General features: G+C 64.3%; 26 protein-coding genes and 1 riboswitch. Of the genes, 19 read left to right on the plus strand and 7 right to left on the minus strand.

Annotated elements, in window-relative coordinates; all coding sequences use genetic code 11:
- Positions 1-48: 48 nt before the first annotated feature.
- From LPW30_RS11420 to LPW30_RS11455, 8 genes are all read left to right on the plus strand, one after another.
- Positions 49-1,287 carry an EAL and HDOD domain-containing protein gene (locus LPW30_RS11420; RefSeq protein ID WP_239680898.1) on the plus strand — a complete coding sequence of 413 codons (1,239 nt, stop codon included), beginning with the start codon at positions 49-51 and terminating at the stop codon, positions 1,285-1,287.
- Positions 1,288-1,341: 54 nt separating this feature from the next.
- Positions 1,342-1,417: riboswitch (SAM riboswitch) on the plus strand.
- Between the two features lie 45 nt (positions 1,418-1,462).
- Positions 1,463-2,668, plus strand: coding sequence for an O-succinylhomoserine sulfhydrylase (locus LPW30_RS11425; protein ID WP_239680899.1), 1,206 nt, complete (start codon positions 1,463-1,465; stop codon positions 2,666-2,668).
- A gap of 263 nt (positions 2,669-2,931) precedes the next feature.
- Positions 2,932-5,118 carry a catalase/peroxidase HPI gene (gene katG / locus LPW30_RS11430; protein ID WP_025280810.1) on the plus strand — a complete coding sequence of 729 codons (2,187 nt, stop codon included), beginning with the start codon at positions 2,932-2,934 and terminating at the stop codon, positions 5,116-5,118.
- A 315-nt stretch (positions 5,119-5,433) separates the two neighbouring features.
- A complete protein-coding gene (gene modA, locus LPW30_RS11435) occupies positions 5,434-6,207 on the plus strand; it encodes a molybdate ABC transporter substrate-binding protein (protein ID WP_238624139.1) in 774 nt (257 codons plus the stop codon).
- 24 nt (positions 6,208-6,231) lie between these two features.
- Positions 6,232-6,921, plus strand: a complete 690-nt coding sequence (modB, locus tag LPW30_RS11440) for a molybdate ABC transporter permease subunit (RefSeq protein ID WP_239680900.1) — start codon at positions 6,232-6,234, stop codon at positions 6,919-6,921.
- Complete coding sequence (gene modC, locus LPW30_RS11445) at positions 6,921-7,988, plus strand: molybdenum ABC transporter ATP-binding protein (protein ID WP_239680901.1); 1,068 nt, start codon at positions 6,921-6,923, stop codon at positions 7,986-7,988. The genes modB and modC overlap by 1 nt, the downstream gene beginning before the upstream one ends.
- Before the next feature lie 67 nt (positions 7,989-8,055).
- Entirely contained in the window at positions 8,056-8,655 is a 600-nt protein-coding gene (locus LPW30_RS11450; RefSeq protein WP_239680902.1) for a nitrogen fixation protein NifQ, read from the plus strand.
- A gap of 12 nt (positions 8,656-8,667) precedes the next feature.
- Positions 8,668-9,903, plus strand: a complete 1,236-nt coding sequence (locus LPW30_RS11455; RefSeq protein ID WP_239680903.1) for a glycerate kinase type-2 family protein — start codon at positions 8,668-8,670, stop codon at positions 9,901-9,903.
- 59 nt (positions 9,904-9,962) lie between these two features.
- On the opposite strand, the gene LPW30_RS11460 is transcribed toward LPW30_RS11455, so the two are convergent.
- Complete coding sequence (locus LPW30_RS11460; RefSeq protein ID WP_239680904.1) at positions 9,963-10,682, minus strand: UDP-2,3-diacylglucosamine diphosphatase; 720 nt, start codon at positions 10,680-10,682, stop codon at positions 9,963-9,965.
- Positions 10,683-10,691: 9 nt separating this feature from the next.
- On the minus strand, positions 10,692-11,204 hold the full coding sequence (locus LPW30_RS11465; protein ID WP_274520797.1) for a peptidylprolyl isomerase: 513 nt from the start codon (positions 11,202-11,204) through the stop codon (positions 10,692-10,694).
- Between the two features lie 261 nt (positions 11,205-11,465).
- On the opposite strand from LPW30_RS11465, the gene cysS reads away from it, so the two are divergent.
- The 10 genes from cysS (at position 11,466) to LPW30_RS11515 (ending at position 20,814) form a co-directional block, all read left to right on the plus strand.
- Positions 11,466-12,851 carry a cysteine--tRNA ligase gene (gene cysS, locus LPW30_RS11470; RefSeq protein WP_025280818.1) on the plus strand — a complete coding sequence of 462 codons (1,386 nt, stop codon included), beginning with the start codon at positions 11,466-11,468 and terminating at the stop codon, positions 12,849-12,851.
- A 93-nt stretch (positions 12,852-12,944) separates the two neighbouring features.
- On the plus strand, positions 12,945-13,817 hold the full coding sequence (folD, locus tag LPW30_RS11475; protein ID WP_025280819.1) for a bifunctional methylenetetrahydrofolate dehydrogenase/methenyltetrahydrofolate cyclohydrolase FolD: 873 nt from the start codon (positions 12,945-12,947) through the stop codon (positions 13,815-13,817).
- A gap of 328 nt (positions 13,818-14,145) precedes the next feature.
- Complete coding sequence (locus LPW30_RS11480; protein ID WP_025280820.1) at positions 14,146-15,696, plus strand: 2-isopropylmalate synthase; 1,551 nt, start codon at positions 14,146-14,148, stop codon at positions 15,694-15,696.
- A gap of 157 nt (positions 15,697-15,853) precedes the next feature.
- Complete coding sequence (locus LPW30_RS11485; RefSeq protein ID WP_420797720.1) at positions 15,854-16,669, plus strand: uracil-DNA glycosylase; 816 nt, start codon at positions 15,854-15,856, stop codon at positions 16,667-16,669.
- Entirely contained in the window at positions 16,666-17,136 is a 471-nt protein-coding gene (gene rimI, locus LPW30_RS11490; protein ID WP_025280822.1) for a ribosomal protein S18-alanine N-acetyltransferase, read from the plus strand. The genes LPW30_RS11485 and rimI overlap by 4 nt, the downstream gene beginning before the upstream one ends.
- A gap of 113 nt (positions 17,137-17,249) precedes the next feature.
- Positions 17,250-17,597 carry a hypothetical protein gene (locus tag LPW30_RS11495; protein ID WP_239680905.1) on the plus strand — a complete coding sequence of 116 codons (348 nt, stop codon included), beginning with the start codon at positions 17,250-17,252 and terminating at the stop codon, positions 17,595-17,597.
- Between the two features lie 9 nt (positions 17,598-17,606).
- Entirely contained in the window at positions 17,607-18,236 is a 630-nt protein-coding gene (locus LPW30_RS11500) for an RNA polymerase sigma factor (protein ID WP_239680906.1), read from the plus strand.
- Positions 18,233-18,649, plus strand: coding sequence for a hypothetical protein (locus tag LPW30_RS11505; protein ID WP_239680907.1), 417 nt, complete (start codon positions 18,233-18,235; stop codon positions 18,647-18,649). The genes LPW30_RS11500 and LPW30_RS11505 overlap by 4 nt, the downstream gene beginning before the upstream one ends.
- A complete protein-coding gene (locus LPW30_RS11510; RefSeq protein ID WP_239680908.1) occupies positions 18,649-19,119 on the plus strand; it encodes a DUF3106 domain-containing protein in 471 nt (156 codons plus the stop codon). The genes LPW30_RS11505 and LPW30_RS11510 overlap by 1 nt, the downstream gene beginning before the upstream one ends.
- 99 nt (positions 19,120-19,218) lie before the next feature.
- Entirely contained in the window at positions 19,219-20,814 is a 1,596-nt protein-coding gene (locus LPW30_RS11515; protein WP_239680909.1) for a peptide chain release factor 3, read from the plus strand.
- A 53-nt stretch (positions 20,815-20,867) separates the two neighbouring features.
- Here the strand turns inward: LPW30_RS11515 and LPW30_RS11520 are convergent, their stop codons facing one another.
- From LPW30_RS11520 to LPW30_RS11540, 5 genes are read right to left on the minus strand one after another with little or no spacing between them, the layout of a single operon-like run.
- The gene (locus LPW30_RS11520; RefSeq protein ID WP_239680910.1) at positions 20,868-21,290 is read right to left on the minus strand and encodes a hydrogenase maturation protease; all 423 of its coding nucleotides are present in this window, start codon (positions 21,288-21,290) and stop codon (positions 20,868-20,870) included.
- Positions 21,291-21,292: 2 nt separating this feature from the next.
- Positions 21,293-22,588, minus strand: a complete 1,296-nt coding sequence (locus tag LPW30_RS11525; RefSeq protein ID WP_239680950.1) for a Ni/Fe hydrogenase subunit alpha — start codon at positions 22,586-22,588, stop codon at positions 21,293-21,295.
- Between the two features lie 17 nt (positions 22,589-22,605).
- The gene (locus LPW30_RS11530; protein ID WP_025280830.1) at positions 22,606-23,388 is read right to left on the minus strand and encodes an NADH-quinone oxidoreductase subunit B family protein; all 783 of its coding nucleotides are present in this window, start codon (positions 23,386-23,388) and stop codon (positions 22,606-22,608) included.
- Positions 23,388-24,224, minus strand: coding sequence for an FAD/NAD(P)-binding protein (locus LPW30_RS11535; protein WP_025280831.1), 837 nt, complete (start codon positions 24,222-24,224; stop codon positions 23,388-23,390). The genes LPW30_RS11530 and LPW30_RS11535 overlap by 1 nt, the downstream gene beginning before the upstream one ends.
- Entirely contained in the window at positions 24,217-25,332 is a 1,116-nt protein-coding gene (locus LPW30_RS11540) for a 4Fe-4S dicluster domain-containing protein (protein WP_025280832.1), read from the minus strand. The genes LPW30_RS11535 and LPW30_RS11540 overlap by 8 nt, the downstream gene beginning before the upstream one ends.
- A gap of 165 nt (positions 25,333-25,497) precedes the next feature.
- Between LPW30_RS11540 and hcp the strand changes: the two genes are divergently transcribed.
- Positions 25,498-26,793: a hydroxylamine reductase gene (gene hcp / locus LPW30_RS11545; RefSeq protein ID WP_025280833.1), complete on the plus strand. Its 1,296-nt coding sequence runs from the start codon at positions 25,498-25,500 to the stop codon at positions 26,791-26,793.
- The last annotated feature ends 57 nt before the right edge of the window (positions 26,794-26,850 follow it).

A 26,850-nucleotide genomic window follows, 5' to 3' on the forward strand; every position in this document is an offset into this window, starting at 1 on the left:
GAGGACCCGCTTGCTGATAGCCTGTAGACCACCCAGGGGAGGGCAGGCATGGACCCAGCACGGCATCTTGAAACGGGCACCTACATCGCCCGGCAACCGATTTACAACCAGCAACTGGGCGTCCACGCCTACGAGTTGCTATTCCGCACGGCCACCTCCCCGGACAGTGCGACAGCCAGTGATGCCGCCACCTCCCATGTGATGCTCAGTGCCTTCGGCGAGATCGGCCTGGATGCGCTGGTCGGCAGTCGCCTGGCTGCCATCAACATGACCTGGCGCCTGATGGAGGAATTACGGGAGTTGGCCGTCCCTGCGGGTCGCATGATCCTGGACCTCCCGCCCTCGTTGCCCTGCGATGAAGACGCGGTGCAATTGCTGCGCGGGCTCTCCGGACAGGGCTATGTGCTGGCCCTGGATGACTATGTCCCCGGTACATCCCGGGATGCCCTGCTGCCCGTGGTGCATCAGGTGAAGATCGACACGGCCAGCTCCCGGCCGGATGACCTGCGTCTCATCTTCAGGGGGCTGAAGACGACCCAGGTGGAAAAAGTGGCCAAGAAGGTGGAGACCCTGGAAGATTATGAATTCCTTCGGGACCTGGGTTTCGATTATTTCCAGGGCTACTTCCTCAGCCGGCCCCGGGTGTTTCGCGCGGTCAACCTGCCCACCGGCAAGCTCACCGTGCTTCGTCTGCTGGCGCGTTTGCAGCAGCCGGAGATGGATGTCCACGAACTGCAGCATCTGATCGCACAGGATCCGGGGCTGGCCTTCAAGCTGCTCAAGCTGATCAACTCTCCCTTCTTCGGCCTCAACCGGCAGGTGGACTCCCTGGCCCGGGCCATCCTCATCCTGGGGCATCGCAAGCTGGTCACCTGGGCCTGTATGCTGGTGCTCAGCGGCCTTGAGGACCGCCCCGCCGGACTCGTGCACCTGTGCCTGCAGCGCGCCGGCCTGTGCGAGCGCATCGCCCGCATGGCCGGTCGTCGCCCGGTGGAGCGTTATTTCACGGCCGGTCTGTTCTCGGCCCTGGACCTGGTGATGGAGCGCCCCTTGCCTCAGGTGATCGGCCCCTTGCCCCTGGACGATGAAATCAAGCGAGCCTTGCTGGAGGGGGAAGGCGAACTGGGTGAGGTGGTGGCTTGTGCCCGGGCCTGTGAAACCGACCAGGTGGAGAGCGTGGTCTTTGCCGATCTGCTCCGGGAAGACATCATGAACGCCATGCTGGAGGCCGGTCAGTGGGCGGATGAGGTTCAGTCAGTCTCCATCTCCGGCACGGTGCGGCGTTGACAGCAACATGTGAGCCTCTTAAATTGATAAAGGTCAGTCAGCGCCAGGCGCTGACACTCTGACGGCGCCGATTTGATCCAGCTTGCGGGCGCCTTAAAAATACGGCTAAAGCGGGTGACGACCCGTTTTGGCGGGTTTTTTTGTGCCCGACGGGGCGGGTGAGGGCAATACAACCATGGAACATCCCCTGAACGATCCCGGCGATCCCAGCGAGGGCTTTGATACCCGGGCCGTCCGCGCCGGCCAGCGGCGTGGACCCGAGCAGGAACATTCCGACCCCATCTATGCCACGTCCAGTTTCGTGTTCTCCAGTGCCGCCGAGGCCGCAGCGCGTTTTGCCGGTGACGAGCCAGGCAATATCTACGCCCGATTCACCAACCCCACGGTGCGAACCTTTCAGGATCGCCTGGCGGCGCTGGAAGGGGGGGAGGCCTGCGTGGCGACGGCCTCTGGCATGTCGGCCATCCTGTCCACCTGTCTCTCCCTGCTCAAGGCTGGTGATCACATCGTCTCTTCGCGCTCGGTATTTGGTTCCACCACCAACCTGTTCAGCAATTACCTCACCCGCTTCGGTATCCGGGTAACCTACGTCCCGCTGGGAGACCTTAAGGCCTGGGAGGCCGCCATCCGGCCCGAGACCCGCCTGTTGTTCGCGGAAACCCCCTCCAACCCCCTCACGGAACTGGTGGATATCCGCGCCCTGGCGGACCTGGCGCACGCCCATGACTGCCTGCTGGCCATGGACAATTGCTTTTGTACCCCGGCCCTGCAACGCCCGCTGGACCTGGGGGCCGACCTGGTGATTCACTCCGCCACCAAGTACCTGGATGGCCAGGGACGATGCGTGGGGGGTGCAGTGGTGGGCGATGCCGAGCGGGTGGGTAAGGAGGTATTCGGCTTCTTGCGCACCGCCGGCCCCACCATGAGCCCCTTCAATGCCTGGGTGTTCCTCAAGGGCCTGGAAACACTGCGGTTGCGCATGCGGGCCCACTGTGAATCCGCACTGGCCCTGGCCCAGTGGCTGGAGGCGCAGCCGGGTGTGGCGCGCGTCCATTATCCTGGCTTGGCGTCCCACCCGCAGCATGCCCTGGCCACCCGCCAGCAGGCCGCCTTTGGCGGTATCGTCGCCTTCGAGGTGAAGGGAGGGCGGGAACAGGCGTGGCAGGTGATCGACAGTACACGCCTGCTCTCCATCACCGCCAACCTGGGGGATGCCAAGACCACCATCACCCATCCGGCCACCACCACCCACGGGCGCATCAAACCAGAGCAACGGGAGAGCCAGGGGATCAGTGAATCACTGATCCGTGTAGCGGTGGGGCTTGAGGACATCGAGGACATCCAGCGGGATCTGGCACGCGGGCTCGATCGGTTCCCCTGAGGGGGAAGGGGGGGTTGTAGCTGAACCTTGGTTCTCTCACGTCGATGATAGTAATAATCTATTGGATTCATCCATACCCTCCATTTGAATTTATCACGCCCATCCCCTATAACTATAAGGGCCAAGCGGTTGAACGATCGGCAGGCTCTCCCCCTCCAAGGGAGTGTCTGCCAGGCACCTCAGGAGCCGGGCGTCGGATGCGATGCGGGCCAGCCGGGGTGACGGTTCAGTACACAACCATCTCGCAATAAACGGAGGAAAAAATGGGCGGAAATGACGTCAAGAGTGCAGGCAAGTGCCCCATCATGCATGGTGGCAATACCGCAACCGGTAACGACAATATGGATTGGTGGCCCAACGCACTGAACCTGGATATCCTTCACCAGCACGACACGAAGTCCGACCCAATGGGGGAAGACTTCGACTACGCCGAGGAATTCAAGAAACTGGACCTGGCGGCGGTCAAGCAGGACTTGCGCAACCTGATGACCGAGAGCCGGGACTGGTGGCCGGCGGACTGGGGCCATTACGGCGGTCTGATGATCCGCATGGCCTGGCATGCCGCGGGTACCTACCGCATTGCAGATGGTCGTGGCGGTGCCGGCACGGGCAACCAGCGCTTCGCCCCCATCAACAGCTGGCCGGACAACGGCAATCTGGACAAGGCCCGCCGTCTGCTGTGGCCCATCAAGAAGAAATATGGCAACAAGCTGTCCTGGGCCGATCTGATCGTGCTCGCCGGCAACGTCGCCTACGAGTCCATGGGGTTCAAGACCTTTGGTTTCGCCGGTGGGCGGGCCGACATCTGGCATCCGGAAAAGGACACTTACTGGGGTTCCGAGAAGGAGTGGCTGGCCGAGAGTTCCAGCCGCTATGAAAGCGACGATCGCGAGAGCCTGGAAAACCCCCTGGCCGCCGTGCAGATGGGCCTGATCTATGTGAACCCGGAGGGTGTGGACGGTAACCCCGATCCGCTGAGAACCGCCCAGGACGTGCGCACCACCTTTGCGCGCATGGCCATGAACGACGAGGAAACCGTGGCCCTCACCGCCGGCGGTCACACCGTGGGCAAATGCCATGGCAATGGCGATGCCTCCAAGCTGGGCCCCGACCCGGAAGGCGCCGATGTGGAAGAGCAGGGCCTGGGCTGGCGCAACCCGCAGGGCAAGGGCTGTGGACCCGACACCATCACCAGCGGTATCGAAGGTGCCTGGACCACCCATCCCACCCAGTGGGACAACGGCTACTTCAAGATGCTCTTCGAGCACGACTGGCAGTTGAAAAAGAGCCCCGCCGGTGCCTGGCAGTGGGAGCCGGTGAACATCAAGGAAGAAGACAAGCCGGTGGATGTGGAAGATCCTTCCCGCCGCTACAACCCCATCATGACCGACGCCGACATGGCCATGATCAAGGATCCGGAGTACCGCAAGATCTCCGAGCGGTTCTACAACGATCCGGAGTATTTCAACGAGGTCTTCGCCCGCGCCTGGTTCAAGCTGACCCACCGTGACCTGGGACCCAAGAGTCGTTATCTCGGCCCTGAAGTGCCCCAGGAAGACCTGATCTGGCAGGATCCGGTGCCCAAGGTGGACTACACCCTGAGCGATGCCGAGGTGGCGGACCTGAAGGACAAGCTGCTCAACAGCGGTCTGAGTGCTTCGGAATTGATCAGCACCGCGTGGGACAGCGCCCGCACCTTCCGTTATTCCGACTACCGGGGCGGTGCCAACGGTGCCCGCATCCGTCTGGCCCCGCAGAAGGATTGGGAGGGCAATGAGCCCGAGCGACTGAAGAAGGTGCTGGGTGTGCTGGAAGACATTCAGTCCGGCCTGAGCAAACCGGTGAGCCTGGCCGACCTGATCGTCCTGGGCGGCACGGCCGCGGTGGAAAAGGCTGCCCGTGATGCCGGCTTCGACGTCACGGTGCCCTTCGCGCCGGGTCGCGGCGATGCCACCGAGGAGATGACCGACGCCGAATCCTTCGACGTGCTGGAACCCCTGCACGATGGCTATCGCAACTGGCTGAAGAAGGACTACGTGGTCTCTGCCGAGGAGATGATGCTGGATCGCACCCAGCTGATGGGGCTGACAGCACCCGAGATGACCGTGCTGGTGGGCGGCATGCGGGTACTGGGCACCAACCATGGTGGCACGAAGCACGGGGTCTTCACGGATCGGGAAGGGGTGCTGACCAACGACTTCTTCGTGAATCTGACCGACATGGCCAACACCTGGAAGCCCAAGGGCAACAACCTCTACGAGATTGTCGATCGCAAGAGCGGCAACGTGAAGTGGACGGCCACCCGGGTGGATCTGGTCTTCGGGTCCAACTCCATCCTGCGTTCCTACGCCGAGGTGTATGCCCAGGACGATTCGAAGGAGAAGTTCGTCAAGGACTTCGTGAAGGCCTGGACCAAGGTGATGAACGGCGATCGTTTTGATCTGAAGTAAGTCGTTCTCCTACCTGAAAACCCCCTCCCGATGGCGGGAGGGGGCGAATCAAAGGGCGGATGAGGATTGCACCATGCAAGCTCATCCGCCCTTTTTTGTGCCCTGTCTTTCTGTCCGCCAGGCACGGGATTGTCGCAAAGCCTACACGCGTCGCCCGGTGGAATCCTGCCGGTTCCCCATTCGAAAACAGGTGATTAGCCGATAGAGTTCGGCCTGGCCCCGAACCTGCATGATCCATTCGCGGCGGGCAGCGGATTTTCCCGTTGGCACGTCATGCGGTATATACGGGGCAACAACACGAGAGCCGGCAACGACATGATCACGAAAATCCGACTGACCCACTGCCTCATTACGGTGCTGTGTCTGCTTGTCCTTTCTCCTTTGGCGACCGCAAGCGATTTGAGAATTGCCACCGCCGCCAACTTTCTGGGCACGCTTCAGGAACTCACCGCCCGCTACGAGGAACAGACCGGGCATCGCTTCAGCATCAGCAGCGGGTCATCCGGGGCGCTGTACGCGCAAATCACCAATGGAGCGCCCTTCGATCTGTTCTTCTCCGCCGATGTGCTGCGTGCCCAAACCCTGGTGAGTGACGGGTTGGCGCATGAAGACTCCCGGTTCACCTATGCTCTGGGGGTGCCGGTCCTGTGGTCCAGCCGGCAGGATTGGCTGCAGGACCCGGAAGCGGTACTGACGGAGGGAGAGTATCGTTTTCTTTCCATCCCGAATCCGCGTAATGCGCCCTATGGGGTTGCGGCTCAGCAGATCCTGGAAACCCTGGGTGTCTGGGACAGGTTGAACGCAGAGGGCCGTCTGATCCGTGCACAAAATCTCACGCAGGTCTACGCCCAGACCGGATCCGGCGCCGCTGAGCTGGGATTCCTGGCGCTTTCACAGGTCAAGGATGCCTCGGGGAACATCCCCGGTTCCTACTGGATTCCACCGGCGGAACTGTTCGATCCCATTGAACAGCAGGCCGTCATCCTGAAGCGGGCGGGCGATCTGGAGGTGGCCCGGGACTTCATGGCCTGGATGCGGGGCGAGGATGCCGCCCGGATCATCGAAGCCGCCGGCTACGCGGTCCAGTGATTCGGCCAGAGGGAGCGCAACGGCATGTTCGGCATCAGCGACAGTGACCTGACCGCCCTGTGGATCACCCTCAAGCTGGCGGTGATCAGCACCAGTATCCTCATGGTGCTGAGTGCCCCGCTGGCCTGGTGGCTGGCCCACACCCGGTGGCGGGGCAAGGTGATGATCGAGGCGCTGGTGGCCATGCCGCTGGTGCTGCCGCCCACGGTGATGGGCTTTTACCTGCTGGTTCTGCTGGGGCCGCGGGGCGCCGTGGGGGGCTTTCTGGAGGATATCGGGGTGGGGCATCTGGCCTTCACCTTCACCGGTCTGGTGATCGGCTCCATGATCTATTCACTGCCGTTCGTGGTGCAGCCCCTGCAGAATGCCTTTGCTGCCACCGGGGGGCGCGTACTGGAGACGGCGGCCACCCTCAGGGCCAGTCCCCTGGACCGTTTTCTGACGGTGGTGCTCCCCCTGGCGCGACGGGGCATCCTCACCGCAGCGGTGCTCTCGTTTGCCCATACTCTTGGGGAATTCGGCATGATCCTGATGATCGGCGGCAACATCCCTGGCCAGACGCAAGTGGCCTCCATCGCCATCTACGATCACGTGGAGGCCATGGACTATGCCTCGGCCCATGCCCTGTCCCTGCTATTGGTGGTGCTGGCGTTCCTCCTGTTGATGAGCGTGTATGGGCTTAATCGACGCTTCAAGGTCGTGGGGGTGGCGTGATGAGCATCCATGCACGATTTTTCCTGGATCGCGGCGACTTCACCCTGGATGTGGACCTGGAGATCCCCGGACGAGGCGTGACCGCCCTGTTCGGTCGCTCCGGTTCCGGCAAGACCACGGTGTTGCGCTGTCTGGCGGGTCTGGAACGTATTCGTGAGGCCCGACTCACCTTCAACGGCGAGACCTGGCAGGATGACACTCAGTGGTTGCCCGTACACAAGCGACCCCTGGGTTATGTCTTTCAGGAGGCCAGTCTTTTCCCCCATCTCAGGGTACGGGACAACCTGCTCTACGGCTTCAAGCGCCTGGCCCCCGAGCAGCGCCGTCTGGAGCTGGACGAGGTGGCGAACCTGCTGGGTCTTGCGGATCTGCTGGCACGCTATCCGGATGAGCTTTCCGGAGGTCAGCGTCAGCGAGTTTCGATTGGCCGGGCGCTGCTCACCAGCCCGCGGTTGTTGCTCATGGATGAGCCCATGGCCTCACTGGATGTGACCAGCAAGGGGGAGATCCTGCCGTATCTGGAGCGGCTGCGGGATGAGTTGTCCATCCCGGTGGTTTATGTGAGCCACTCCATCGAGGAGGTGGCCCGCCTGGCGGATCACATGGTGCTGATGGAGAATGGGCGCGCCCTGGCACAGGGACCGTTGCAGACCCTGCTCACCCGCACGGACCTGCCCCTGGCCCACAGCGAGCAGGCCTCGGCGGTGATCCAGGGCACGGTGGCTGCCCATCACGCGGATGATCACCTCACGGAGCTGGCCTTTTCCGGCGGCCGGCTGTTGGTCTCCCAGCAGGACCGGCCCATCGGTGCCCCCTTGAGGGTGCGCATCCTGGCAAGGGATGTGTCCGTGGCCCTGGATCGCCCGGATTCCAGTAGCGTGCTCAACCCGATTCCGGTCAGGATCGCGCAGATCAGTGACGATCCCCATCCCGGACATGTCATCCTGAACCTGGTGGTGGGGGATTATCAGTTGTTGGCCCGGATCAGCGCGCGCTCTCGCAGGCAACTGGATCTGTCCCCCGGACAGTCCGTGTGGGCGATGGTCAAGGGGGTTGCTGTCGCATGAGTGTCGCGATCCCATTATCCATGACCGAAGGGGCTCTGGAATCAACCAGGGCCGACGAGGTTCCGTCATGACTTCAACCTCTCAAGTGCATGCCCGCCCCGACACTCAAAGACGTGACCGCTTGCTGGCATTGCCCGGGCGGGGCGATCCGTTCGACCGTCATGTGCTGTCCTGTGCCCTGGTGGTGGCCATGGAAGACGTGGAGCAGGCACAGGCCTCTTGCCTGCACGCCAGCCTGGGGTTGCATGCCGACAGCCTGAGCCGCCTGCTGGATCAGTGTTTCCCCGGCCTGGACGCACTGGAGCCAGCGGTTACCCGGGAAGGTGATGCGGGCGAGGGCGCCATCGAGGAGACGGACCTTCGCTGCCTGCTGCTTGAGCATGCTTCGCATCAGGGCGAGGTGACCACGTGGCTGGCGCATATCGTCGCGCGTCGCGCCCTCAAGCCAGGGCATCTGTGGCAAGGTCTGGGGCTTGACGAGCGCTCGGAGCTCTCCCGGTTGATGACACGACATTTTGCTACCCTGGCACAACAGAATATCCACAACATGCGCTGGAAGAAGTTCTTCTATCGTCAGCTATGCGGCCGGGAAGGCATACCCATCTGCAAGTCCCCCGTGTGTGGTGATTGCCCGGATTACCGGGCGTGTTTTGTGTGCGATGAGTAGTCCCAGGTTCCCATGAATCCCCATCGAGACGTCCTGCTGCATTGTTTCCGCGAGGCCCTGGAGGCCGTGAACGGCGAGGAAGTCGTGCGGCGGCAGTTGGTCATCAACAAGCCGAAGGGTGCGGTGCATGCGGTGGCCATCGGCAAGGCGGCCGCCGCCATGGCTCAGGGGGCACGGGCAGGGCTGGGTGGCAAACTCAAGCGAGCACTGGTGATCACCCGTCATGGGCATGGTGATGAAGCCCTGTCTCGTGATGGGCGTTTCTTGTGCCTGGAATCAGACCACCCGCTGCCCGGTGAGGCCAGCCTGGCGGCGGGGGGGCGGCTGCTGGCGTTCATCGAGGAAACGCCGCCCGATGCATGCCTGTTGTTTCTCATCAGCGGCGGCACGTCCAGCCTGGTGGAGGCGTTGCCCGAGGGGATGACCCTGGCGGACTTGCAACGCCTCAATGGCTGGCTACTGGGATCCGGGCTGGACATCCAGGCCATGAACCGGGTGCGAAGCGGGGTCTCCCGCATCAAGGCCGGCCGTTTACGGGAGTATCTGGGGCCGCGTCCCGCCGAGGTCTGGTTGATCTCGGACGTGCCCGGCAATGACCCCGCGGTGATCGGCTCGGGCCTGCTCACGCCGCCCCGGGAATCCTCGCCGTTGCCCACCCTGCCCGCCGGTCTGTCGGAGATGGTGCACCGGGCGATGGCCGCCCATGCCACGCCGTCACCTTCCGCCCCCTCGGTGCCCGCCCGGGTGCTGGCCAACCTGGAGGATGCCTGTCGCGCAGCCGGGGATGCGGCACGCCAGCGGCATTGTCCTGTCACCGTTCATGGCGAGTTCCTGAAGGGTGAGGCCGCCGAGCGAGGTGCGGCTCTGGCCCACTGGTTGATGCACGAGGGCAGGGCCACTCCCGGGGTGCATGTCTGGGGTGGCGAGACCACGGTCACCCTGCCGGAGAACCCAGGGCAGGGCGGGCGCAATCAGCATCTGGCCCTGGCGGCGGCAAGGGTGTTGTCCGGTTGCCCGTATGTGACCCTGTTGGCGGCGGGCACGGATGGCTCTGATGGCGTCACGAGTGCCACCGGCGCCCTGGTGGACGGTGGCACCTGGGAGCGCATCCGCGCTCACGGCCTTGATCCGGACCAGGCCCTGTCCACCGCCAACGCCCACCCCTGCCTCCAGGCCTCAGGCGACCTCATGGAGACCGGTCCCACCGGCACCAACGTCATGGACCTGGTGATCGCCCACATCTCCTGAGCCTTTGTGGGAGCTTACGCCCTTTGTGGGAGCGGCCCTCATTGGGGGCGCGGGGGGTATCAGATTTCCTGCAGTGCCATCCCCTGCGGCGTGCAGGCCAGTACGCCACCATCGCCGTACCAGTCCGGGAGCACGATGCGGCGGGCCGGGTGGCCGTCCAGTTCGAAATCGTGCACGGCGGGGCGGTGGGTGTGGCCGTGGATGAGGGTGTGTACGCCGTTGCGGCGCAGGGCATCCTCGACTGCGCCCGGATTCACGTCCGTGATCCGGTCGGACTTGCTTCGGGTGGAGGCCTGGCTCTGGGCGCGCATGGCCTCGGCCTCCGCATGGCGCTCTGCCAGTGGGCGGGCCAGAAAGGCCGACTGCCACTGACAGGTGCGCACCATGCGACGAAATTGCATGTATTCCTCATCGTCGGTGCACAGGCTGTCGCCGTGCATCAGCAGCACGGGAGTGCCATAGAGATCCACGACGGTCTCCGTCTCCAGCAGCGTGCAGCCGCAACGCTCGGCAAAGGCCTCGCCCACCAGGAAATCCCGGTTGCCATGGGCGAAATACACCGGCAGATCCTCACGGCTCAGCCGATGCAGGATGTCGAGAATTTCATCCAGGTGCGGCGCGGGATCATCATCGCCGATCCAGTATTCGAACAGATCACCCAGTATATAAAGCGCGTCAGACCCGGGAGCCCGCTCGGTAAGAAACCGGGCGAACTGCTCCAGGGTGCGTGGACGATCCCTGTCCAGGTGCAGATCGGAAATGAACAGCGTTTGAGGCACCGGGCAGGCTTACTGCTCGGTCACGCTATTGAGCACGATGGGCTCCTTGGGCACGTCCTGATGCATACCCTGACTGCCGGTGGGCACCGCCACGATACTTTCGACCACGTCCATGCCCTCCACCACCTTGCCGAACACGGCATAGCCCCAACCCTGGGGCGTCTCGGCGGTGAAGTCCAGGAAGCGGTTGTGCTCCACGTTGATGAAGAACTGCGCCGTGGCGGAGTGGGGGTTGGGGGTGCGGGCCATGGCCAGCGTGCCCACCTCGTTGCTCAGGCCGTTATTGGCCTCGTTGCGAATGGGATCGCGGGTGGGCTTTTGCTGCATGTCCGGGGTGAAGCCGCCACCCTGCACCATGAACCCAGGGATCACCCGGTGAAAGATGGTGCCGTCGTAGAAGCCGTCGCGCACATAGGCCAGGAAGTTCTCGACCGTTTCGGGTGCCTTGTCCGCGTAGAGTTCCAGGACCAGGGTGCCCTTGGTCGTTTCAATCTGGACCTTGGGGTTGTCGGTTTCGGCCATCACTTGGTTTCCCATGGTTAAGGACAGCAGCGCCAGGAGCGCTACACACTGTCGGATCATTGATTTCATGCGATTTTGTCCGTCGGGGTTACCCGTTGGTGTTCGGTGATGATAGCCGTTGCAGGCGTCCCGGGAAAGTTCGCCCCGCCCGGACGGGGTGTGGAGCGGTCCTTACCGGGCTTCGCGGCCGGCCTTTCTGGTGTATCGTGGGGCTTGGTATGCTTTGCTGCCTGCCCCATTCTGATCTGCCAGACCTGTGACATGCTGAACATATACAACACCCTCACCCGCCGCAAAGAACCCTTCAAGTCCATGGAAACGGGCCGGGTGCGCATGTATGTGTGTGGCATGACCGTGTACGACTACTGCCACCTGGGCCACGCGCGGGTCCTGGTGGTCTTCGATATCGTCTATCGCTACCTCAAGGCCCTGGGCTATGAGGTGACCTATATCCGCAACATCACGGACATCGACGACAAGATCATTCGCCGCGCCGCGGAGAACGGGGAGGGGATCGAAGCCCTCACGGATCGGTTCATCCAGGCCATGCACGAGGACGCCGAGGCCCTGGGGGTGTTGCGGCCCACGGCCGAGCCACGAGCCACGGAGCACGTGCACGAGATCCTGCACATGATCCAGCGCCTCATGGAACGCGGCTACGCCTATCAGGGCGATAATCGGGACGTGTACTACAGCGTGTCCCGCTTCGAGGATTACGGCAAGCTCTCCGGCAAGCGCCTGGAAGACCTGCGCGCTGGCGAGCGGGTGGCTCAGGATGAGGCCAAGCGCGACCCCATGGATTTCGTTCTGTGGAAGGCGGCGAAACCCGGTGAGCCCGCCTGGGACTCGCCCTGGGGCGCGGGGCGTCCGGGCTGGCACATCGAGTGCTCGGCCATGTCCACACATTTCCTTGGCAATCACTTCGACATCCACGGCGGCGGGCAGGACCTGCAGTTCCCCCACCACGAGAACGAGATCGCCCAGAGCGAAGCGGCCACCTGCGAGCACTTCGTCAACTACTGGATGCACAACGGCTTTGTGCGGGTGGATGAAGAGAAGATGTCCAAGTCCCTGGGTAATTTCTTCACCGTGCGCCAGGTGCTGGAGCACTACCGGCCCGAAGTGGTGCGGTATTTCATCCTGGGCAGCCATTACCGTAGCCCGCTGAACTACAACGACGAGGCCCTGGAAAGCGCCCGCAACGGCCTGTCGCGTCTGTATACGGCCCTGAGAGGGGTCCCGGTCCAGCCGGTTGAAGATGGCGGCGCCGAATACCGTGCCCGTTTCCATGCGGCCATGGCCGACGACTTCAACACACCCGTGGCCCTGGCGGTGCTGTTCGATCTGGCCCATGAGATCAACCGGCTGCGCCAGGAGCAGTTGGATGAGGCGGCCAGTCTGGCTGGGCTGCTCAAGGAATTGGGCGCCACGCTCGGCATTCTGGAGTCGGACCCGGAGGCATTCCTCAAGGGGGGCGGTTCCGATGAGGGTCCCGACGAGGCCGGGATTGAAGAGCGCATCCAGGCCCGCCTGGAGGCCCGCAAGCGCAAGGATTTTGCCGAGGCGGATCGCATTCGCGACGAACTCAAGGCCCAGGGAGTCATCCTGGAGGACGGCCCGGGCGGGACCACCTGGCGTCGCGAATGATGGGCACGCGAAGCCCGGGTCGGGATGGTTGGACTAGAGCGCCATAGAATGGGAAAATCGCAGCAACACTCCCACCCCCCAGGATGACCCCCGATGCCTGCGCAGATCATCGATGGCCGCGCCATTGCCAAAACCGTTCAAGAAGAGGTCCGCCAGGCGGTGGAGGTGCGCGTGGCAGCAGGCCGTCGCGTACCCGGCCTCGCGGTGGTGCTGGTGGGGGAGGATCCGGCCTCACATGTCTATGTGCGCAACAAGCGCCGCACCTGCGAGGCCATTGGCATGGTCTCCCAGTACTTCGAGTTGCCGGACAATGTTTCGCTGGGCGATCTGCTGGACGTGATCGATGACCTCAATGCCGATCCCAATATTGACGGCATTCTGGTGCAGTTGCCGCTGCCCCGGCACATCGACCCCGAGCAGGTGATCGAGCGCATCGACCCCGCCAAGGACGTGGACGGGTTTCACCCCTACAACATGGGCCGTCTGGCCCTGCGTGTGCCCCGGTTACGGCCCTGTACTCCTTACGGTGTGAAACGACTGCTGGACGAAACCGGCGAGACCTACAAGGGGCGTCACGGCGTGATCATCGGGGCCTCCAACATCGTCGGTCGCCCCATGGCCCTGGAGCTGATGCTGGCCGGGGCCACGGTCACGGTGTGTCATCGCTTCACCCACGACATGCAGTTGCATGTGGGGCGGGCGGATATCCTGGTGGCCGCTGCGGGGCGTCCGGGCCTGATTCAGGGCGACTGGATCCGCGAGGGTGCCACGGTGATCGACGTGGGTATCAATCGCCAGGAGGATGGCAGCCTGGTGGGGGATGTGCAGTTCGAGGCGGCGGCGGAGCGTGCCGCCTGGATCACGCCCGTGCCAGGTGGGGTGGGTCCCATGACCGTGGCCATGCTCATGAAGAACACCCTGCAGGCCTGTGAGGCCTCGGAGAAGGCGGGTATCTGTTTCTCGTGAAATCCCGAGGTCATCACTGGGGCTTTGCATCGGCGCAAGGGCTTTGCTACAGTCATGACCAAGAGGAATCGAAACACATGCGCCATCCCCAAGCACAATCCGGCCACCTCGTGAGCGTCCCGCCCCGGGACGCTTCGCTGGACCGTGCTTCCTGCCTGCCTCTGCTGACCCTGCTGCGACTGCCGCGCTAGCGGCGACTCACTTCGCCTGGCGAGGCCAAAACGCACCCCAACGCAGGAAAGACCGGCCCCAACCAGGGCCCGGGTCAGTGTAGAATTCCTACCCAAACACGCGGACGGCAGCGGCCGTTCCCTGGGAGTTCAGAGACATGGCAGGCAAAGAAAAACTCTTCATTTTCGACACCACCCTTCGCGACGGCGAACAGAGCCCCGGGGCTTCCATGACCCGGGAGGAAAAGGTCCGCATCGCCAAGGGTCTGGAAAAGATGCGCGTTGACGTGATCGAGGCGGGCTTCCCGGCCGCCAGTATCGGCGACTTCGAATCCGTGCAGGCAGTGGCCCGGGCGGTGAAGGACAGCACGGTCTGTGGTCTGGCCCGTGCCAAGGAAGCGGACATTGATCGAGCCGGTGAGGCCCTGCGCGATGCCAACTCCGCGCGCATCCACACCTTCCTGGCCACCTCGCCCATCCACATGGAGCACAAGCTCAAGATGACCCCCGGTCAGGTGGTCGAACAGGCCGTACTGGCCGTTCAGCGTGCCCGCCAATGGACGGACAACGTGGAGTTCTCCCCCGAGGATGCCGGCCGTTCCGAGCTCGACTTCCTGTGCCGCGTGATCGAGGCGGTGATCGATGCGGGCGCCACCACCATCAATATCCCGGACACCGTGGGCTACAACATCCCCCAGCAGTTCGGGGAATTGATCAAGAATCTGCGCGAGCGGGTGCCCAATGCCGACAAGGCCGTCTTTTCCGTGCACTGTCACAACGACCTGGGTGTGGCCGTGGCCAACTCCCTGGCCGCCGTGCTCAATGGGGCCCGCCAGGTGGAGTGCACCATCAACGGCCTGGGCGAGCGGGCCGGCAATGCGGCCCTGGAGGAGGTCGTCATGGCGGTACGTACCCGTCAGGATGTCTTCCCCTGCGATACCACCCTGGACACCACCCAGATCGTGCCTTGTTCGCGGCTCGTCTCCACCATCACCGGTTTCCCGGTGCAGCCCAACAAGGCCATCGTGGGCGCCAATGCCTTCGCTCACGAGTCGGGCATCCATCAGGATGGGGTGCTCAAGCACCGTGACACCTACGAGATCATGCGCGCCCAGGATGTGGGCTGGTCGGACAACCGCATCGTCCTGGGCAAGCACTCGGGTCGCAACGCCTTCCGCACCCGCCTCAAGGATCTGGCCATCGATTTCGAGTCCGAGGAGGAATTGAACGAGGCCTTTGCCCGGTTCAAGGAACTGGCGGACAAGAAACACGAGATCTACGACGAGGACCTTCAGGCCCTGGCCACCGAGGCGGCCATTGCCATGGAACATGAGCGCGCCAAACTGGTGTCGCTGCGGGTGTGCTCGGAGACCGGTGAGACGCCGGTGGCCCAGGTGACGGTGAACGTGGAGGGTAAGGAACTCCATGGCGAGTCCGAGGGCAGTGGCCCGGTGGATGCCGCCTTCAAGGCCATCGAAACGGTGATGCACAGCGGCACGCAGCTGCTCCTGTACTCGGTGAACAACATCACCAGCGGTACCGACGCCCAGGGCGAGGTCACCGTGCGTCTGGAGAAGGCCGGGCGCATCGTCAACGGTCAGGGGGCCGATACCGACATCGTCATCGCCTCTGCCAAGTCCTATCTCAACGCCCTGAACCGTCTTGTGACCCCGGATCACCGGGCCCATCCTCAGCGCGGAGATGTCTGATCAAGGCCAGGCCATGGACGAAGCCCGGCGACGGCAGTACCTGAAAGCCATGGGGATACAGGTCTGGGTGCCGCGCCGGGAGCCGGAGGCGGGCCTGGATCTGTCACCTCCGGAGTCCGTGGCCGTGGCACCCGGGGCAGAGGAGGTTGCCGGGGCGATGACGGCCACAGCGGTGGATGCGGGCGCCGTCCCTGATCCGACACCCGTGCCGGAGCAGGCGCCCGCCGTCGAGGCACCGCCCGTGGTCGTGGATGCCTCCGTGGGGCGTGAACCGCCCCCGGAGCCGGAGATGCCGCCCTGGCTGGACGAAGCGCCCTGGCCCGACGATGGATACGAGCCGGTGATGTCCTCGGGAGAGGGATACGACGATCCCGACCTGCCTGAACCCGACGATGGAGTGTCCACCCTGGATTGGGATGGCCTGGCCGCCCGGGTGGCCCAGTGCACCCACTGCAGCGAGCTTTCACAGGCACGCACCCAGACCGTATTCGGCGTGGGCGACCGTCAGGCCGATTGGCTGTTCATCGGCGAGGCCCCCGGTGCCGAGGAGGATCGCCAGGGCGAGCCCTTCGTGGGCCGGGCCGGCAAGTTGCTGGATAGCATGCTCTCCGCTCTGGGCAGGAAACGGGGGGAGGGGGTCTACATCGCCAACATCCTCAAGTGCCGTCCCCCGCGCAATCGGGACCCCTCCCCCGAGGAAGCCCATGCCTGCCGGCCCTATCTGGATCGCCAGATCCAGTTGATTCGCCCCAGGGTCCTGGTGGCCCTGGGGCGGGTGGCGGCCCAGAATCTGCTGGAGACCAGCGACGCCCTGGGCACCCTGCGAGGTCGGGTGCGGACGTACCGGGGTATCCCGGTGGTGGTGACCTATCACCCGGCCTATCTGCTCAGGCGACCACTGGAAAAGCGCAAGGCCTGGGAGGATCTGTGTCGGGCCATGGATCAGATACAAGCCGGACAGAAGGGATCATGAACGCAGTCACCGCGCCCAATCTGGAATTGCGGCCCATGATGCGCAACGACGTGTCACGGGTGATGGAAGTGGAGCCCCGTGCGTATCCGTTCTCCTGGACTGAGGCCATCTTCCAGGACTGCCTGCGAGTGGGCTACTCCTGTTGGGTGCTGGAGGATGCGAAAACCAGCCATCTCATTGGTTACGGGGTGATGTCCATGGCGGTGGGGGAATGTCATGTGCTCAACCTGACCGTGCGTCCGGAGATGCAGGGACGGGGTTTTGGCCGGCATCTTCTAAGGTGCTTCCTTGAAGTGGCCCGGGAGCGACATGTGGAAACGGTATTCCTGGAGGTGCGCCCCACCAACGCCCCAGCCCTGGAACTGTATCGCACCGAGGGCTTCAATGAAGTCGGTCTGCGTCGCGGCTACTATCCCGCCATCCACGGCCGCGAGGATGCCCTGGTGATGGCCCGGCACCTGAAGTAGGGCAAAAGAACTCAGGTCTGGGTCTGGGTCTGGGTCTGGGTGTGTCAACGCCAGTGGCGCTGGTGCGTATTACCCCGTGAACACACCGAAAACACCCCATGGGGAGACACATCATGAATCGCAAGCCGACTCGCCAACCCAGCCTCATCCTGACCCGTTCCTTGCTCGCCGGGGCTGTGGCCCTTTCACTGGCCTTTGGCGGCATGGGCATCGCTTCGGCACAACCGACAGGCATGGATCAGCCCCGCGCCGAACGGGGCGCCCCCTGGGGCGGGAAGGACAGGGCCGATTTCCGCCGGGACATGTCTCAGGAAGAGCGTCAGGCGCTGCGTGAACGCAAGCAGGAACGGCGCGCGGCCTGGGAAGCCATGAACCCGGAAGAGCGCCGCGAGATGCGTGAGAAACTTCGGGGCATGGACCCACAGGAGCGCCGTGAATGGTTTCAGCAGAAACGTGGTTGACGCGGAGGCATGATGTCCGCGCCCCTGGAAGCCTGGTCCATGGATGATGGGGCGGTGCCCACCACCGCCCCCAGACCCAAACCGACGGATGGCAGGGAAGCCTTCCCCGTGGCCAGCACCCTGGATGAATTCCTGGAAGGGGTGCAGGGCCGTGCCGTGCGCATGGCGGCTCTGGCCCTGGGGGAGCGAGAGGCCGCCCTGGACCTGGTGCAGGATGCCATGGTGGCCTTGATCGACCGCTACCGGGACCGGCCACCGGAGGCCTGGGGGCCACTCTTCTGGCGTATTCTGCAAAGCCGTATCCGCGACACCTATCGGCGTCGCCGGGTGCGTCAACGGGTCCTGGCGGTCCTTGGCTGGTCGGCAGAAGAAGACCAGGAGGATCCGATGAACACCCTGCCGGATGCGTTCACCCCCGGGCCGGACCAGGCCCTGACCGATGGTCGGTTCGCCCGGGATCTGGAGTCTGCCTTGCGCGCCTTGCCCCTGCGGCAACAGCAAGCCTTCCTGCTGCGCCATTGGGAGGGTCTGGACACGGCGGCCACGGCCGCAGCGCTGGGCATCAGTGAAGGGAGCGTGAAGACCCATTTGTACCGAGCCCTGCAAAGCCTGCAGGGACATCTGGAGGCCTACCGATGAGCCCCGAACGGCATTCCCCTGCCCATCCCGCCCCGGACAATGATTCCAGGGAAGGGGTTGATGATTCCGCCGCCCTGCTGGAGCGGGTGTGCCACACGCTGGACGCTCAGGCCACACTGACCCGCTCCGAGCAGGCTCACCTGCGCCAGGCCCGCCGTGACGCACTGGCCGCGACCCGGTCGGCCGCACCTGCTCGCTGGTTTCCCGCAGGTGGGCTGGCCCTGGCGGCCTCGCTCATGCTTACGGTGGCTGTATGGTTTGCCCTGGCACCGGGCACCGGTCATGAGCCCATGCCGGTGGCCCTGGCCGAGATGGAAGACATGGACTGGCTCATGGAGAGTGACGACCCCTTCTGGGTGGTGGATCTGGATGATCCGGCGTTCGTGCTCTGGGCCATGGAGGAGGGGCAGTGATGAGAACCCTCCTGATCCTGCCCTGTCTTGTCCTGTGCCTGGCCTGGCCGGTCACGTCCATGGCCGAAGATGCACCGCCGGAGGCACCCGCATGGTCCGAACTCAGCCGCGACCAGCAGTCGGTGCTGGAACCCTTGTCCGAAGAGTGGAACGATCTGCCTGAGAAGCGCCGAGCCCACCTGTTGGGCATGGCCGAGCGCTGGAAGGGGATGGACGCAGACGAGCGGGCCGCCCTGACCCACAGGCTGGAACGATGGCAGTCCATGTCGCCCGAGGAGCGGGAACGGATCAAATCCCGCGCCCAGCACCTGCGCTCCCTGAGCCCCGAGGAGCGCCAGGAACTGCGGCAACGCTGGGAGCGTTATCGGGATCTGCCCGATGAGAAACAGGAGCGTTTGAGGGAGCGCTGGCAGGAGATGACGCCGGAGGAGCGTGAGGCGTGGCGGGAGCGGCGGGGGCGTCATCATTGAAGGGGGGAGGCGCCAGGGCCCGGGTCAACCACTCACCCATTACAGTCCCCCTCCCACATCCCGTACAATGCAGGGTTTTACCCAGGTCGATCCTCACTCATGCCCTCCAGACACACCACGGAAACCGCCCGGCGGCGCACCTTCGCCATCATCTCCCACCCGGACGCCGGCAAGACCACCGTCACCGAAAAGCTGCTGCTGTACGGGGGTGCCATCCAGATGGCGGGCACCGTGAAGGGGCGCAAGTCGGATCGTCATGCCACCTCCGACTGGATGGAGCTGGAGAAGCAGCGCGGCATCTCCGTCACCTCGTCGGTGATGCAGTTCCCCTACAGGGATTGCATCGTCAACTTGCTGGACACCCCGGGTCACCAGGACTTCTCCGAGGATACCTACCGCACGCTGACCGCCGTGGACTCGGCGCTGATGGTCATCGACGTGGCCAAGGGCGTGGAGGAGCGCACCATCAAGCTGATGGAGGTGTGCCGCCTGCGCGACACCCCCATCATGACCTTCATCAACAAGCTGGACCGGGAGGGTCGCGAGCCCATCGAGCTCATGGATGAAGTGGAGGATGTGCTCAAGATCCCCTGCGCGCCCATCACCTGGCCCATCGGCATGGGCAAGCGTTTCAAGGGGGTGTATCACCTCAAGCGCGACGCGGTACACCTGTTCTCGCCCACCCATGGGGGCAAGATGAAGGCTGGCGAGGTGATTCAGGGGCTGGACAATCCGCGTCTGGACGAGGTGCTGGGCAGCCAGGCCGACGAGTTGCGCGAGGAACTGGAACTGGTGATGGGGGCCTCCAACGAGTTTGACCTCGAGGCCTACCTGGAGGGGCGTCTCACGCCGGTGTTCTTCGGTTCGGCCATCAACAATTTCGGCCTGCAGGAATTGCTGGATGACTTCGTGGAATACGCCCCGCCGCCGCGCCCGCGGGCCACGGAGTCCCGGGAGGTGATGCCTGAGGAAGAGAAGTTCTCCGGATTCGTGTTCAAGATTCAGGCGAACATGGACCCCCAGCACCGGGACCGGATCGCTTTCATGCGCATCTGCTCCGGCAGCTTCAAGAAGGGCAGCAAGCTGCACCATGTGCGCATCGGCAAGGATGTGCGCATCGCCGACGCCCTGACCTTTCTCGCCTCGGACCGGGAACATGCGGAGGAGGCCTTCCCCGGCGACATCATCGGCATCCACAACCATGGCACCATCCGCATCGGTGACACCTTCACCGAGGGCGAGAAGCTGGCCTTCACCGGCATTCCCAACTTCGCCCCGGAGCTGTTCCGCCGCGCCCAGTTGCGTGACCCGCTGAAGATGAAGCAGTTGCAGAAGGGCCTGCAGCAGCTCTGCGAGGAGGGCGCCACGCAGTTGTTCAAGCCGCTGAACAACAATGACCTGATCCTGGGCGCCGTGGGTGTGCTGCAGTTCGATGTGGTGGCCCACCGCCTCAAGAACGAGTACAACGTGGATGCCGGTTTCGAGAACGTGAACGTGCAGACGGCCCGTTGGGTGACGTCCGATGACGAGCGCAAGCTGGAGCAGTTCAAGGACAAGGCCTCCAGCAACCTGGCCATCGACCACGGCGGCGATCTGGTCTACATCGCCCCGACCCGGGTGAATCTGCAGATGGCTCAGGAAAAATGGCCTGAAATCGAGTTCAGCGCCACCCGGGAGCACGGTATCGCCAGTTGAAACAAGGGTGGGGGCGGATGTTCCATCCGTCCTCCCGACTTACCGATCCTGCCTTAGCTGATCCAATCCCTGATCTGCTGGTGAATCCGGGCCAGGGCGCTTTTTCTGATCTCATCGGGCATGGGAGTGGATCCCATCTGGATGCCGATGATGTGTACGGTCGGAGGCAGGACCCCCATGGCCTTGCCCAGGGCCAGTGCGCCCACGACGCCCAGGTTGTGACTGGAGACGGTGGTGTCCGGGTGGACCAGGTCGTCCATGGACAGGGCATGCACCGCGCCTGGTGGTCCGCCGGCATCCATGGCGTCCACCAGGATCACGGTGTGCTGCTCCTTCATGGCCTCGATCAGACCGGCGCCGGGGCGGTCCAGTGTCAGGGTGTTCACGCCGGAAATGGGGGGCAGGGTCTCCACGGCTTCCCATCCCAGGGTGTCCTCACCAAAGGGGGAGCCGATACCGATGACGAGTACCCCCATCCTTACCCCTCTCCCCGATCCACCCGCACCTTCAGAAAATGCGTTGCACAGGAGATGCACGGATCATAGTTACGGATCACCATCTCCCCCCGCAGCCTCAGGGCGTCATCGTCGTGGTGCAATCCAAAGGCCTCCAGCGACTGGCGCAGATCCTCCTCCATGCGGGCCTGGTTCTGTGAGGTGGGGGGCACGATGCGGGCGGTGACCACCTTGCCCTCATCGTCCACGCGGTAGTGATGCCATAGGATTCCCCGGGGGGCCTCGGTGGCGCCGAAGCCCTCTCCGGCCCGGGGTTCCACCTGAGCATAAGGCGTGTCCGTGGGGGCATAGGCCTCCAGAAGACGGCGGGCCTCCTGCAGGGCCTCCAGCAATTCCACGGCGCGGGCCACCAGGGAGTGAAACATGTTCCGGCTGGGCCAGTTAAGGCCCGTGGCATCCAGTGCGGCCCGGGTGCGGGGGGAGAGGCGATCCAGATTCAGGTTCAGCCGGGCCAGCGGCCCCACCAGATAGGGCTGCCCATCCAGGTGAGAATACAGCGCCGTGGAATGGGGTACGTGGCTCTCCACGAAATGATCCGCATAGTCATCCGCCGATATGTCCAGACCCTGATCCGATACGATGCGCCCGGCATACATGGGGTAGTCATCGTCATGTCGCAGGGCCACGTTGGTGAAGCTCTGCTCATCCACCGGCAGGTCCAGGCCGGCGGTGAATCCCACCAGGGCCTCGGCATCGTCCACGGCCTGATCCAGCCGATCCCCCAGGGCCCGCGCATCCTCCAGTGAGGGAGCATGATGGAAGCCGCCCACCCGCACACCCACCGGATGCACCGAGCGACCCCCCAGGAAACGGATCAAATCATTACCCAGTTTCTGCAGGCTCAGTCCCCGGTGCACCGCCTCCGGGTGGTCCTTGGCCATGGCGATGGCATTGTCATAGCCCAGGAAGTCGGGCAACGCCAGCAGGTGCACATGCAGGGCATGGCTCTGAATCCATTCGCCGCAGTACATCAGGCGCCGGTTGCGGATCACCCATTCGGAGGGCGTCAGGCCGAAGGCCTGTTCCAGGGCCTGCACGGCGCTCATCTGATAGGCCACCGGGCAGATGCCGCAGATGCGCGCCACGGTGTCGGGCACCTCGCGCCAGCTACGAGCTTCCAGGAATTTCTCGAAATATCGGGGTGGTTCGAAGATGCGCAGGCGCAACTCCTCGATGCGGCCCTCCCGGGCCCGAAGCTCCAGGGCGCCTTCCCCTTCCACCCGGGCCAGCACCGGAACCTCGATACGGATGTCCCGCATGTGGGGTGCGTGCTCACTCATGGCGTGCCCTGATCCCAGTTGCGGCCTTCCTCGAGAAATCCGGGGGCCTGGCTGTTGATGAAGTGAAAGCGCCGGGCGATGTCCTCGGGCATCAGCCCCAGCCCCTGAAAGCGCCGGGACAGTGGCGCCGTGTTGGGGTTTTCCGCGGGCCCGAAGCAGCCGTAGCAGTCACGGCCGAAGGCGGGGCAGATGGCGCCGCAGCCGGTGCGGGTGACCGGCCCGAGGCAGGGTGTGCCCCGGGTCACCAGGACACAGACGATGCCCTGGCGCTTGCAGGCCTGACAGACCTTCTCGTTGTCCACGAAGGGCAGGGCGCCGAACAGCAGTCGGCGGATGGCGGTGAACACCTGCTGGGCATTCACCGGGCAGCCCCAGAGTTCCAGGTCCACCTTCACCTGGTCGGAGATGGCGCTGGCCTTGTCCAGGCTCTCGATGAATTCCGGGCGGGCATAGATGGCCCGGGTCCAGTCATCCACCCCCTGGGCGTTGAAATTGCGCAGGGCCTGCAATCCCCCGGCGGTGGCACAGGCGCCGATGCTGATCAGATAACGGGCACTCTCCCGCACCCTACGGATGCGCACCGCCTCTTCCTGGGTGGAGATGCTGCCCTCCACGAAGGCGATGTCCACGGGGGCATCCGGGTCCATGGGGCCGGCCTCGGCAAAATGCACGATGTCCACCAGCCCGGCCAGTTCCAGCAAGGCGGGGCCGGCATTGATGAAGGCCAGCTGACAGCCGTCGCAGGAGCTGAATTTGTGGACCGATACCCTGGGTTTCATCAGAAGCCCTCCCGGTCGATCCAGTCGGCGATATCCGGATAACGGAACACGGGTCCGTCCTGGCAGATGAAGTGAGGCCCCACCTGGCAATGGCCACAATGACCGATGCCACACTGCATGTTGCGCTCGATGCTCAGCCAGATATGGAAGGGGTCCACACCCCGCTCCAGCAGTCGGGGGATGGCCGCCTTCATCATGGGCTCCGGTCCGCAGAGCACGGCCACCGTGTCCTCCGGAGGGATGTTCGCCTTCTCCAGCAGCACCGTGACATTGCCCACGCTGAAGGGCCATTGGGGGCCGCCCTGGTCCGCCGCCAGCAGCACCTGCACGTCGCGGATCTGCTCCCATTCCTGGTACTGGCGTCGCCAGATCAGGTCGTTGCTGTGCTTCACTCCCTGGAGGATGGTGATCTGGCCATGGTCATCGCGCCGGCGCAGCATGTAGCGGATCATGGAGACCACCGGTGCGCAGCCCAGTCCGCCGCTGATGACCACCACGTTGCGGCCCTGGGCCGCCTGCAGGGGCCAGCCCCGGCCATAGGGGCCTCGCAGGCCCAGGGTGTCGCCCACCCGCAGGCGCTCAAGCCCGTGCGTGACCCGACCCACGGCACGGATGGTGTGCTCCAGCGGGCCGTTGTCCTCGGGATCGGACACGATGGAGATGGGCACCTCGCCCACCCCGAACAGATAAAGCATGTTGTACTGCCCTGGGTAGGAGCGGTAGGCGTCACGAATCTTCGGGTCCACCAGCTCCAGCTTCACGGAGAAGATGTCCCGGGTCTCCTGCACACGGCTGGTGATGCGGGCAGCCCAGGGCAGGTCGGTGGGCTCACGCATCGGGGGCCTCCTTCAGCAGGGCATGGGCCTCGGCGGTGATGTCGATGCCCACCGGACACCAGGTGATGCAGCGGCCACAGCCCACGCAGCCGCTGCGACCATATTGCTCGTGCCAGCTGCCCAGCTTGTGGGTGAGCCATTGGCGGTAGCGCAGCCGGGTGTCGGAGCGCACCACGAAATGTCCCATGAAGCTGTGTTCGGCATTGAAGCAGGAGCTCCATTGTCGCAGATGCTCGGAACTGTCGCCGCCAAGGGCCGGTTCGTCCATTTCCATGTGACAGAAACAGGTGGGGCACACCGCCGTGCAGTTGCCGCAGGACAGGCAGCGCTCGCCCACATCTTTCCAGTGCCCGGCCTGAAGCCGTTCATACAGGCCCTGCTTGAGATGGCGACCGGGCAGGGTGCGGCGCTGGCCCATGGCGGCCTGGTGGGTTTCCTTTTCAACCGTACGCCGCTGCGCCGCCGTGGCCGCATCCAGGTCGAGACGTTCCAGCAGGGTTTTCCCCGCCTGGGTGCCGGCCCAGAGCAGATACCCCTCGTCCAGCTCGGCCATGCCCAGATCATGACCCCGGCTGATGGCCGGACCATCACCGGTGGAGGCGCAGAAACAGGTCTGCGCCGGGTGTGCACAGGACATGCCCACCAGGAATAGCGCCTCGCGTCGCCTGCGGAACCAGGGGTCGGGAAAACGCCCGTGCATGAAATGCCGCTCCTGCAGGTCCAGCGCGGCCAGATCGCAGGCACGCAGGCCGATCAGTGCCGTGGGCTCCGGATCTTCCTGAGTGGACTGAAACGACAGTTGTCCATCGGCGGATCGCTGCGCCCGCCAGATGGGCTCCCGTGGGCGGAAGGTCAGGGGCTTGAGCGCCTGGGGGCCATTGGCCCAGGCGAAGCAGCGGGGGGTGTCCTGCTCCTGGAGGCGATAACGGCCGGGCTGCTGCACGTCGCGGACACCCGCGGGCAGATCATCCCAGCGTCTCAGCGGCTGGAACAGCAGGGTACCCTCCCGGGCCACCGGACCCAGGATGCGACCGAAGCCGGCGCCCCGCAGGGCCTCGAGAAGGCGGTCGGCCTCGGCGCGCGGCAGGAAGACGGTTTGCTCGTCCATGATGAGAGGTTAGCGCAGGCCTTGCTACGCGGGGATGACAAATGCCGCAGGCACGATCCAGGTCAATATCCATGGCCCCCGGGTACGCCTTGATGCGGGTCAAGGAGGGGCGGGCCTCCCGATCCGGATACTGCGGCCCTCGAGCCTATTCCCTGGAGCATCACCATGAACTGCAACCAATGCGAACAGACCTTCCGGCAGACTGCCTGCGTGACCTCCCCGGGCACCTGCGGCAAGGACGAGGACATGCACTCCCTGCAGGAGTTGCTGATTTACGGCCTCAAGGGCATGGCGGCCTACGCCCATCATGCCCGTCGCCTGGGGCAGTCGGATGCGGAAGTGTCCGCATTCATGGAGGAAGCCCTGTTCGCCACCATGACCAACGTGAACTTCGACATGGACTCCCTGCTGGAACTGTGTCTGCGCTGCGGTCAGATGAACCTCAAGGTGATGGAGATGCTGGACCGGGGTCACGTGGAGACCTTCGGTCAACCGGCCCCGGCTACCGTGAAGGAAGGCACCCAGGCCGGCCCCGGCATCCTGGTCACCGGCCACGACCTGCTGGATCTGTGGGATCTGCTCAAGCAGGTGGAGGGCACCGACATCAAGGTGTACACCCACGGTGAAATGCTGCCGGCCCACATGTACCCCAAACTGCACAACCACCCGAACCTGGCCGGTCATTTCGGCGGCGCCTGGCAGATGCAGAAGCGGGAGTTCGACCAGTTCCCGGGGCCGGTGCTGGCCACCACCAACTGTGTGCTGATTCCGCCGGCCAGCTACCGTGACCGCCTGTTCACCACCCGCGCCACGGCCGTGCCGCAAGGTCAGCGCATCACCCACGAGGACTTCTCCGCGGTGATCGAGGCGGCGCGTCGCTGTGCGCCCTGTGTGGATCAGCCCAAGGGTGAATCCACGGTGGGCTTCCACCACAGCGTGCTGCTGTCCCATGCCGATACCCTGGTGGAGGCGGTCAAGGCCGGCAAGATCAGTCGCTTCTTCGTCATCGGTGGGTGCGACGGCGCCGCCAAGGGCCGCAACTACTTCAGCGATTACGCCGAAGCGACCCCCGACGACAGCTTCATCCTCACCCTGGGCTGCGGCAAGTACCGCATCCGGGATCAGGAATACGGCGAGCACCTGGGCTTCCCCCGTCTGCTGGACATGGGACAGTGCAACGACGCCTACGGTGCCATCCGTGTGGCCCTCGCCCTGGCCGAGGCCTTTGAGTGCGAGGTGAATGAACTGCCCCTGAGCCTGGTGATCAGCTGGTTCGAGCAGAAGGCCGTGGCGGTGTTCCTCACCCTGCTGAGCCTGAACGTGAAGGGCATCACCCTGGGGCCGAATCCGCCGGCCTTTGTGTCCCCGAATGTCTTCGCATTGCTCCAGGAACGTTACGACCTGAAGCTGACGGGGAGCGACCCCCAGGGTGACGCGGCCCGCGCCGTGGCGACGACCTGATCATGCTGCGCCTCGGGGAAGGCAGCGCACCACTGGTGTTGCGCCTTTCCCGGGGCA

The organism is Ectothiorhodospira variabilis (assembly GCF_022227625.1).
GTDB lineage: Bacteria > Pseudomonadota > Gammaproteobacteria > Ectothiorhodospirales > Ectothiorhodospiraceae > Ectothiorhodospira > Ectothiorhodospira haloalkaliphila.

Bases quoted from the DNA above. Each gene is read 5' to 3' on its own strand.
- LPW30_RS11420 (WP_239680898.1), top strand. From the start codon at position 49: ATGGACCCAGCACGGCATCTTGAAACGGGCACCTACATCGCCCGGCAA.
- LPW30_RS11425 (WP_239680899.1), top strand. From the start codon at position 1,463: ATGGAACATCCCCTGAACGATCCCGGCGATCCCAGCGAGGGCTTTGAT.
- LPW30_RS11495 (WP_239680905.1), top strand. From the start codon at position 17,250: ATGAATCGCAAGCCGACTCGCCAACCCAGCCTCATCCTGACCCGTTCC.
- LPW30_RS11450 (WP_239680902.1), top strand. From the start codon at position 8,056: ATGACTTCAACCTCTCAAGTGCATGCCCGCCCCGACACTCAAAGACGT.
- folD (WP_025280819.1), top strand. From the start codon at position 12,945: ATGCCTGCGCAGATCATCGATGGCCGCGCCATTGCCAAAACCGTTCAA.
- LPW30_RS11520 (WP_239680910.1), bottom strand. From the start codon at position 21,290: ATGGGGGTACTCGTCATCGGTATCGGCTCCCCCTTTGGTGAGGACACC.
- katG (WP_025280810.1), top strand. From the start codon at position 2,932: ATGGGCGGAAATGACGTCAAGAGTGCAGGCAAGTGCCCCATCATGCAT.
- LPW30_RS11530 (WP_025280830.1), bottom strand. From the start codon at position 23,388: ATGAAACCCAGGGTATCGGTCCACAAATTCAGCTCCTGCGACGGCTGT.
- LPW30_RS11540 (WP_025280832.1), bottom strand. From the start codon at position 25,332: ATGGACGAGCAAACCGTCTTCCTGCCGCGCGCCGAGGCCGACCGCCTT.
- LPW30_RS11465 (WP_274520797.1), bottom strand. From the start codon at position 11,204: ATGGCCGAAACCGACAACCCCAAGGTCCAGATTGAAACGACCAAGGGC.
- cysS (WP_025280818.1), top strand. From the start codon at position 11,466: ATGCTGAACATATACAACACCCTCACCCGCCGCAAAGAACCCTTCAAG.
- LPW30_RS11500 (WP_239680906.1), top strand. From the start codon at position 17,607: ATGATGTCCGCGCCCCTGGAAGCCTGGTCCATGGATGATGGGGCGGTG.
- LPW30_RS11480 (WP_025280820.1), top strand. From the start codon at position 14,146: ATGGCAGGCAAAGAAAAACTCTTCATTTTCGACACCACCCTTCGCGAC.
- LPW30_RS11525 (WP_239680950.1), bottom strand. From the start codon at position 22,588: ATGCGGGACATCCGTATCGAGGTTCCGGTGCTGGCCCGGGTGGAAGGG.
- LPW30_RS11510 (WP_239680908.1), top strand. From the start codon at position 18,649: ATGAGAACCCTCCTGATCCTGCCCTGTCTTGTCCTGTGCCTGGCCTGG.
- hcp (WP_025280833.1), top strand. From the start codon at position 25,498: ATGAACTGCAACCAATGCGAACAGACCTTCCGGCAGACTGCCTGCGTG.
- LPW30_RS11535 (WP_025280831.1), bottom strand. From the start codon at position 24,224: ATGCGTGAGCCCACCGACCTGCCCTGGGCTGCCCGCATCACCAGCCGT.
- LPW30_RS11485 (WP_420797720.1), top strand. From the start codon at position 15,854: ATGACGGCCACAGCGGTGGATGCGGGCGCCGTCCCTGATCCGACACCC.
- LPW30_RS11515 (WP_239680909.1), top strand. From the start codon at position 19,219: ATGCCCTCCAGACACACCACGGAAACCGCCCGGCGGCGCACCTTCGCC.
- LPW30_RS11505 (WP_239680907.1), top strand. From the start codon at position 18,233: ATGAGCCCCGAACGGCATTCCCCTGCCCATCCCGCCCCGGACAATGAT.
- rimI (WP_025280822.1), top strand. From the start codon at position 16,666: ATGAACGCAGTCACCGCGCCCAATCTGGAATTGCGGCCCATGATGCGC.
- LPW30_RS11455 (WP_239680903.1), top strand. From the start codon at position 8,668: ATGAATCCCCATCGAGACGTCCTGCTGCATTGTTTCCGCGAGGCCCTG.
- modC (WP_239680901.1), top strand. From the start codon at position 6,921: ATGAGCATCCATGCACGATTTTTCCTGGATCGCGGCGACTTCACCCTG.
- modA (WP_238624139.1), top strand. From the start codon at position 5,434: ATGATCACGAAAATCCGACTGACCCACTGCCTCATTACGGTGCTGTGT.
- modB (WP_239680900.1), top strand. From the start codon at position 6,232: ATGTTCGGCATCAGCGACAGTGACCTGACCGCCCTGTGGATCACCCTC.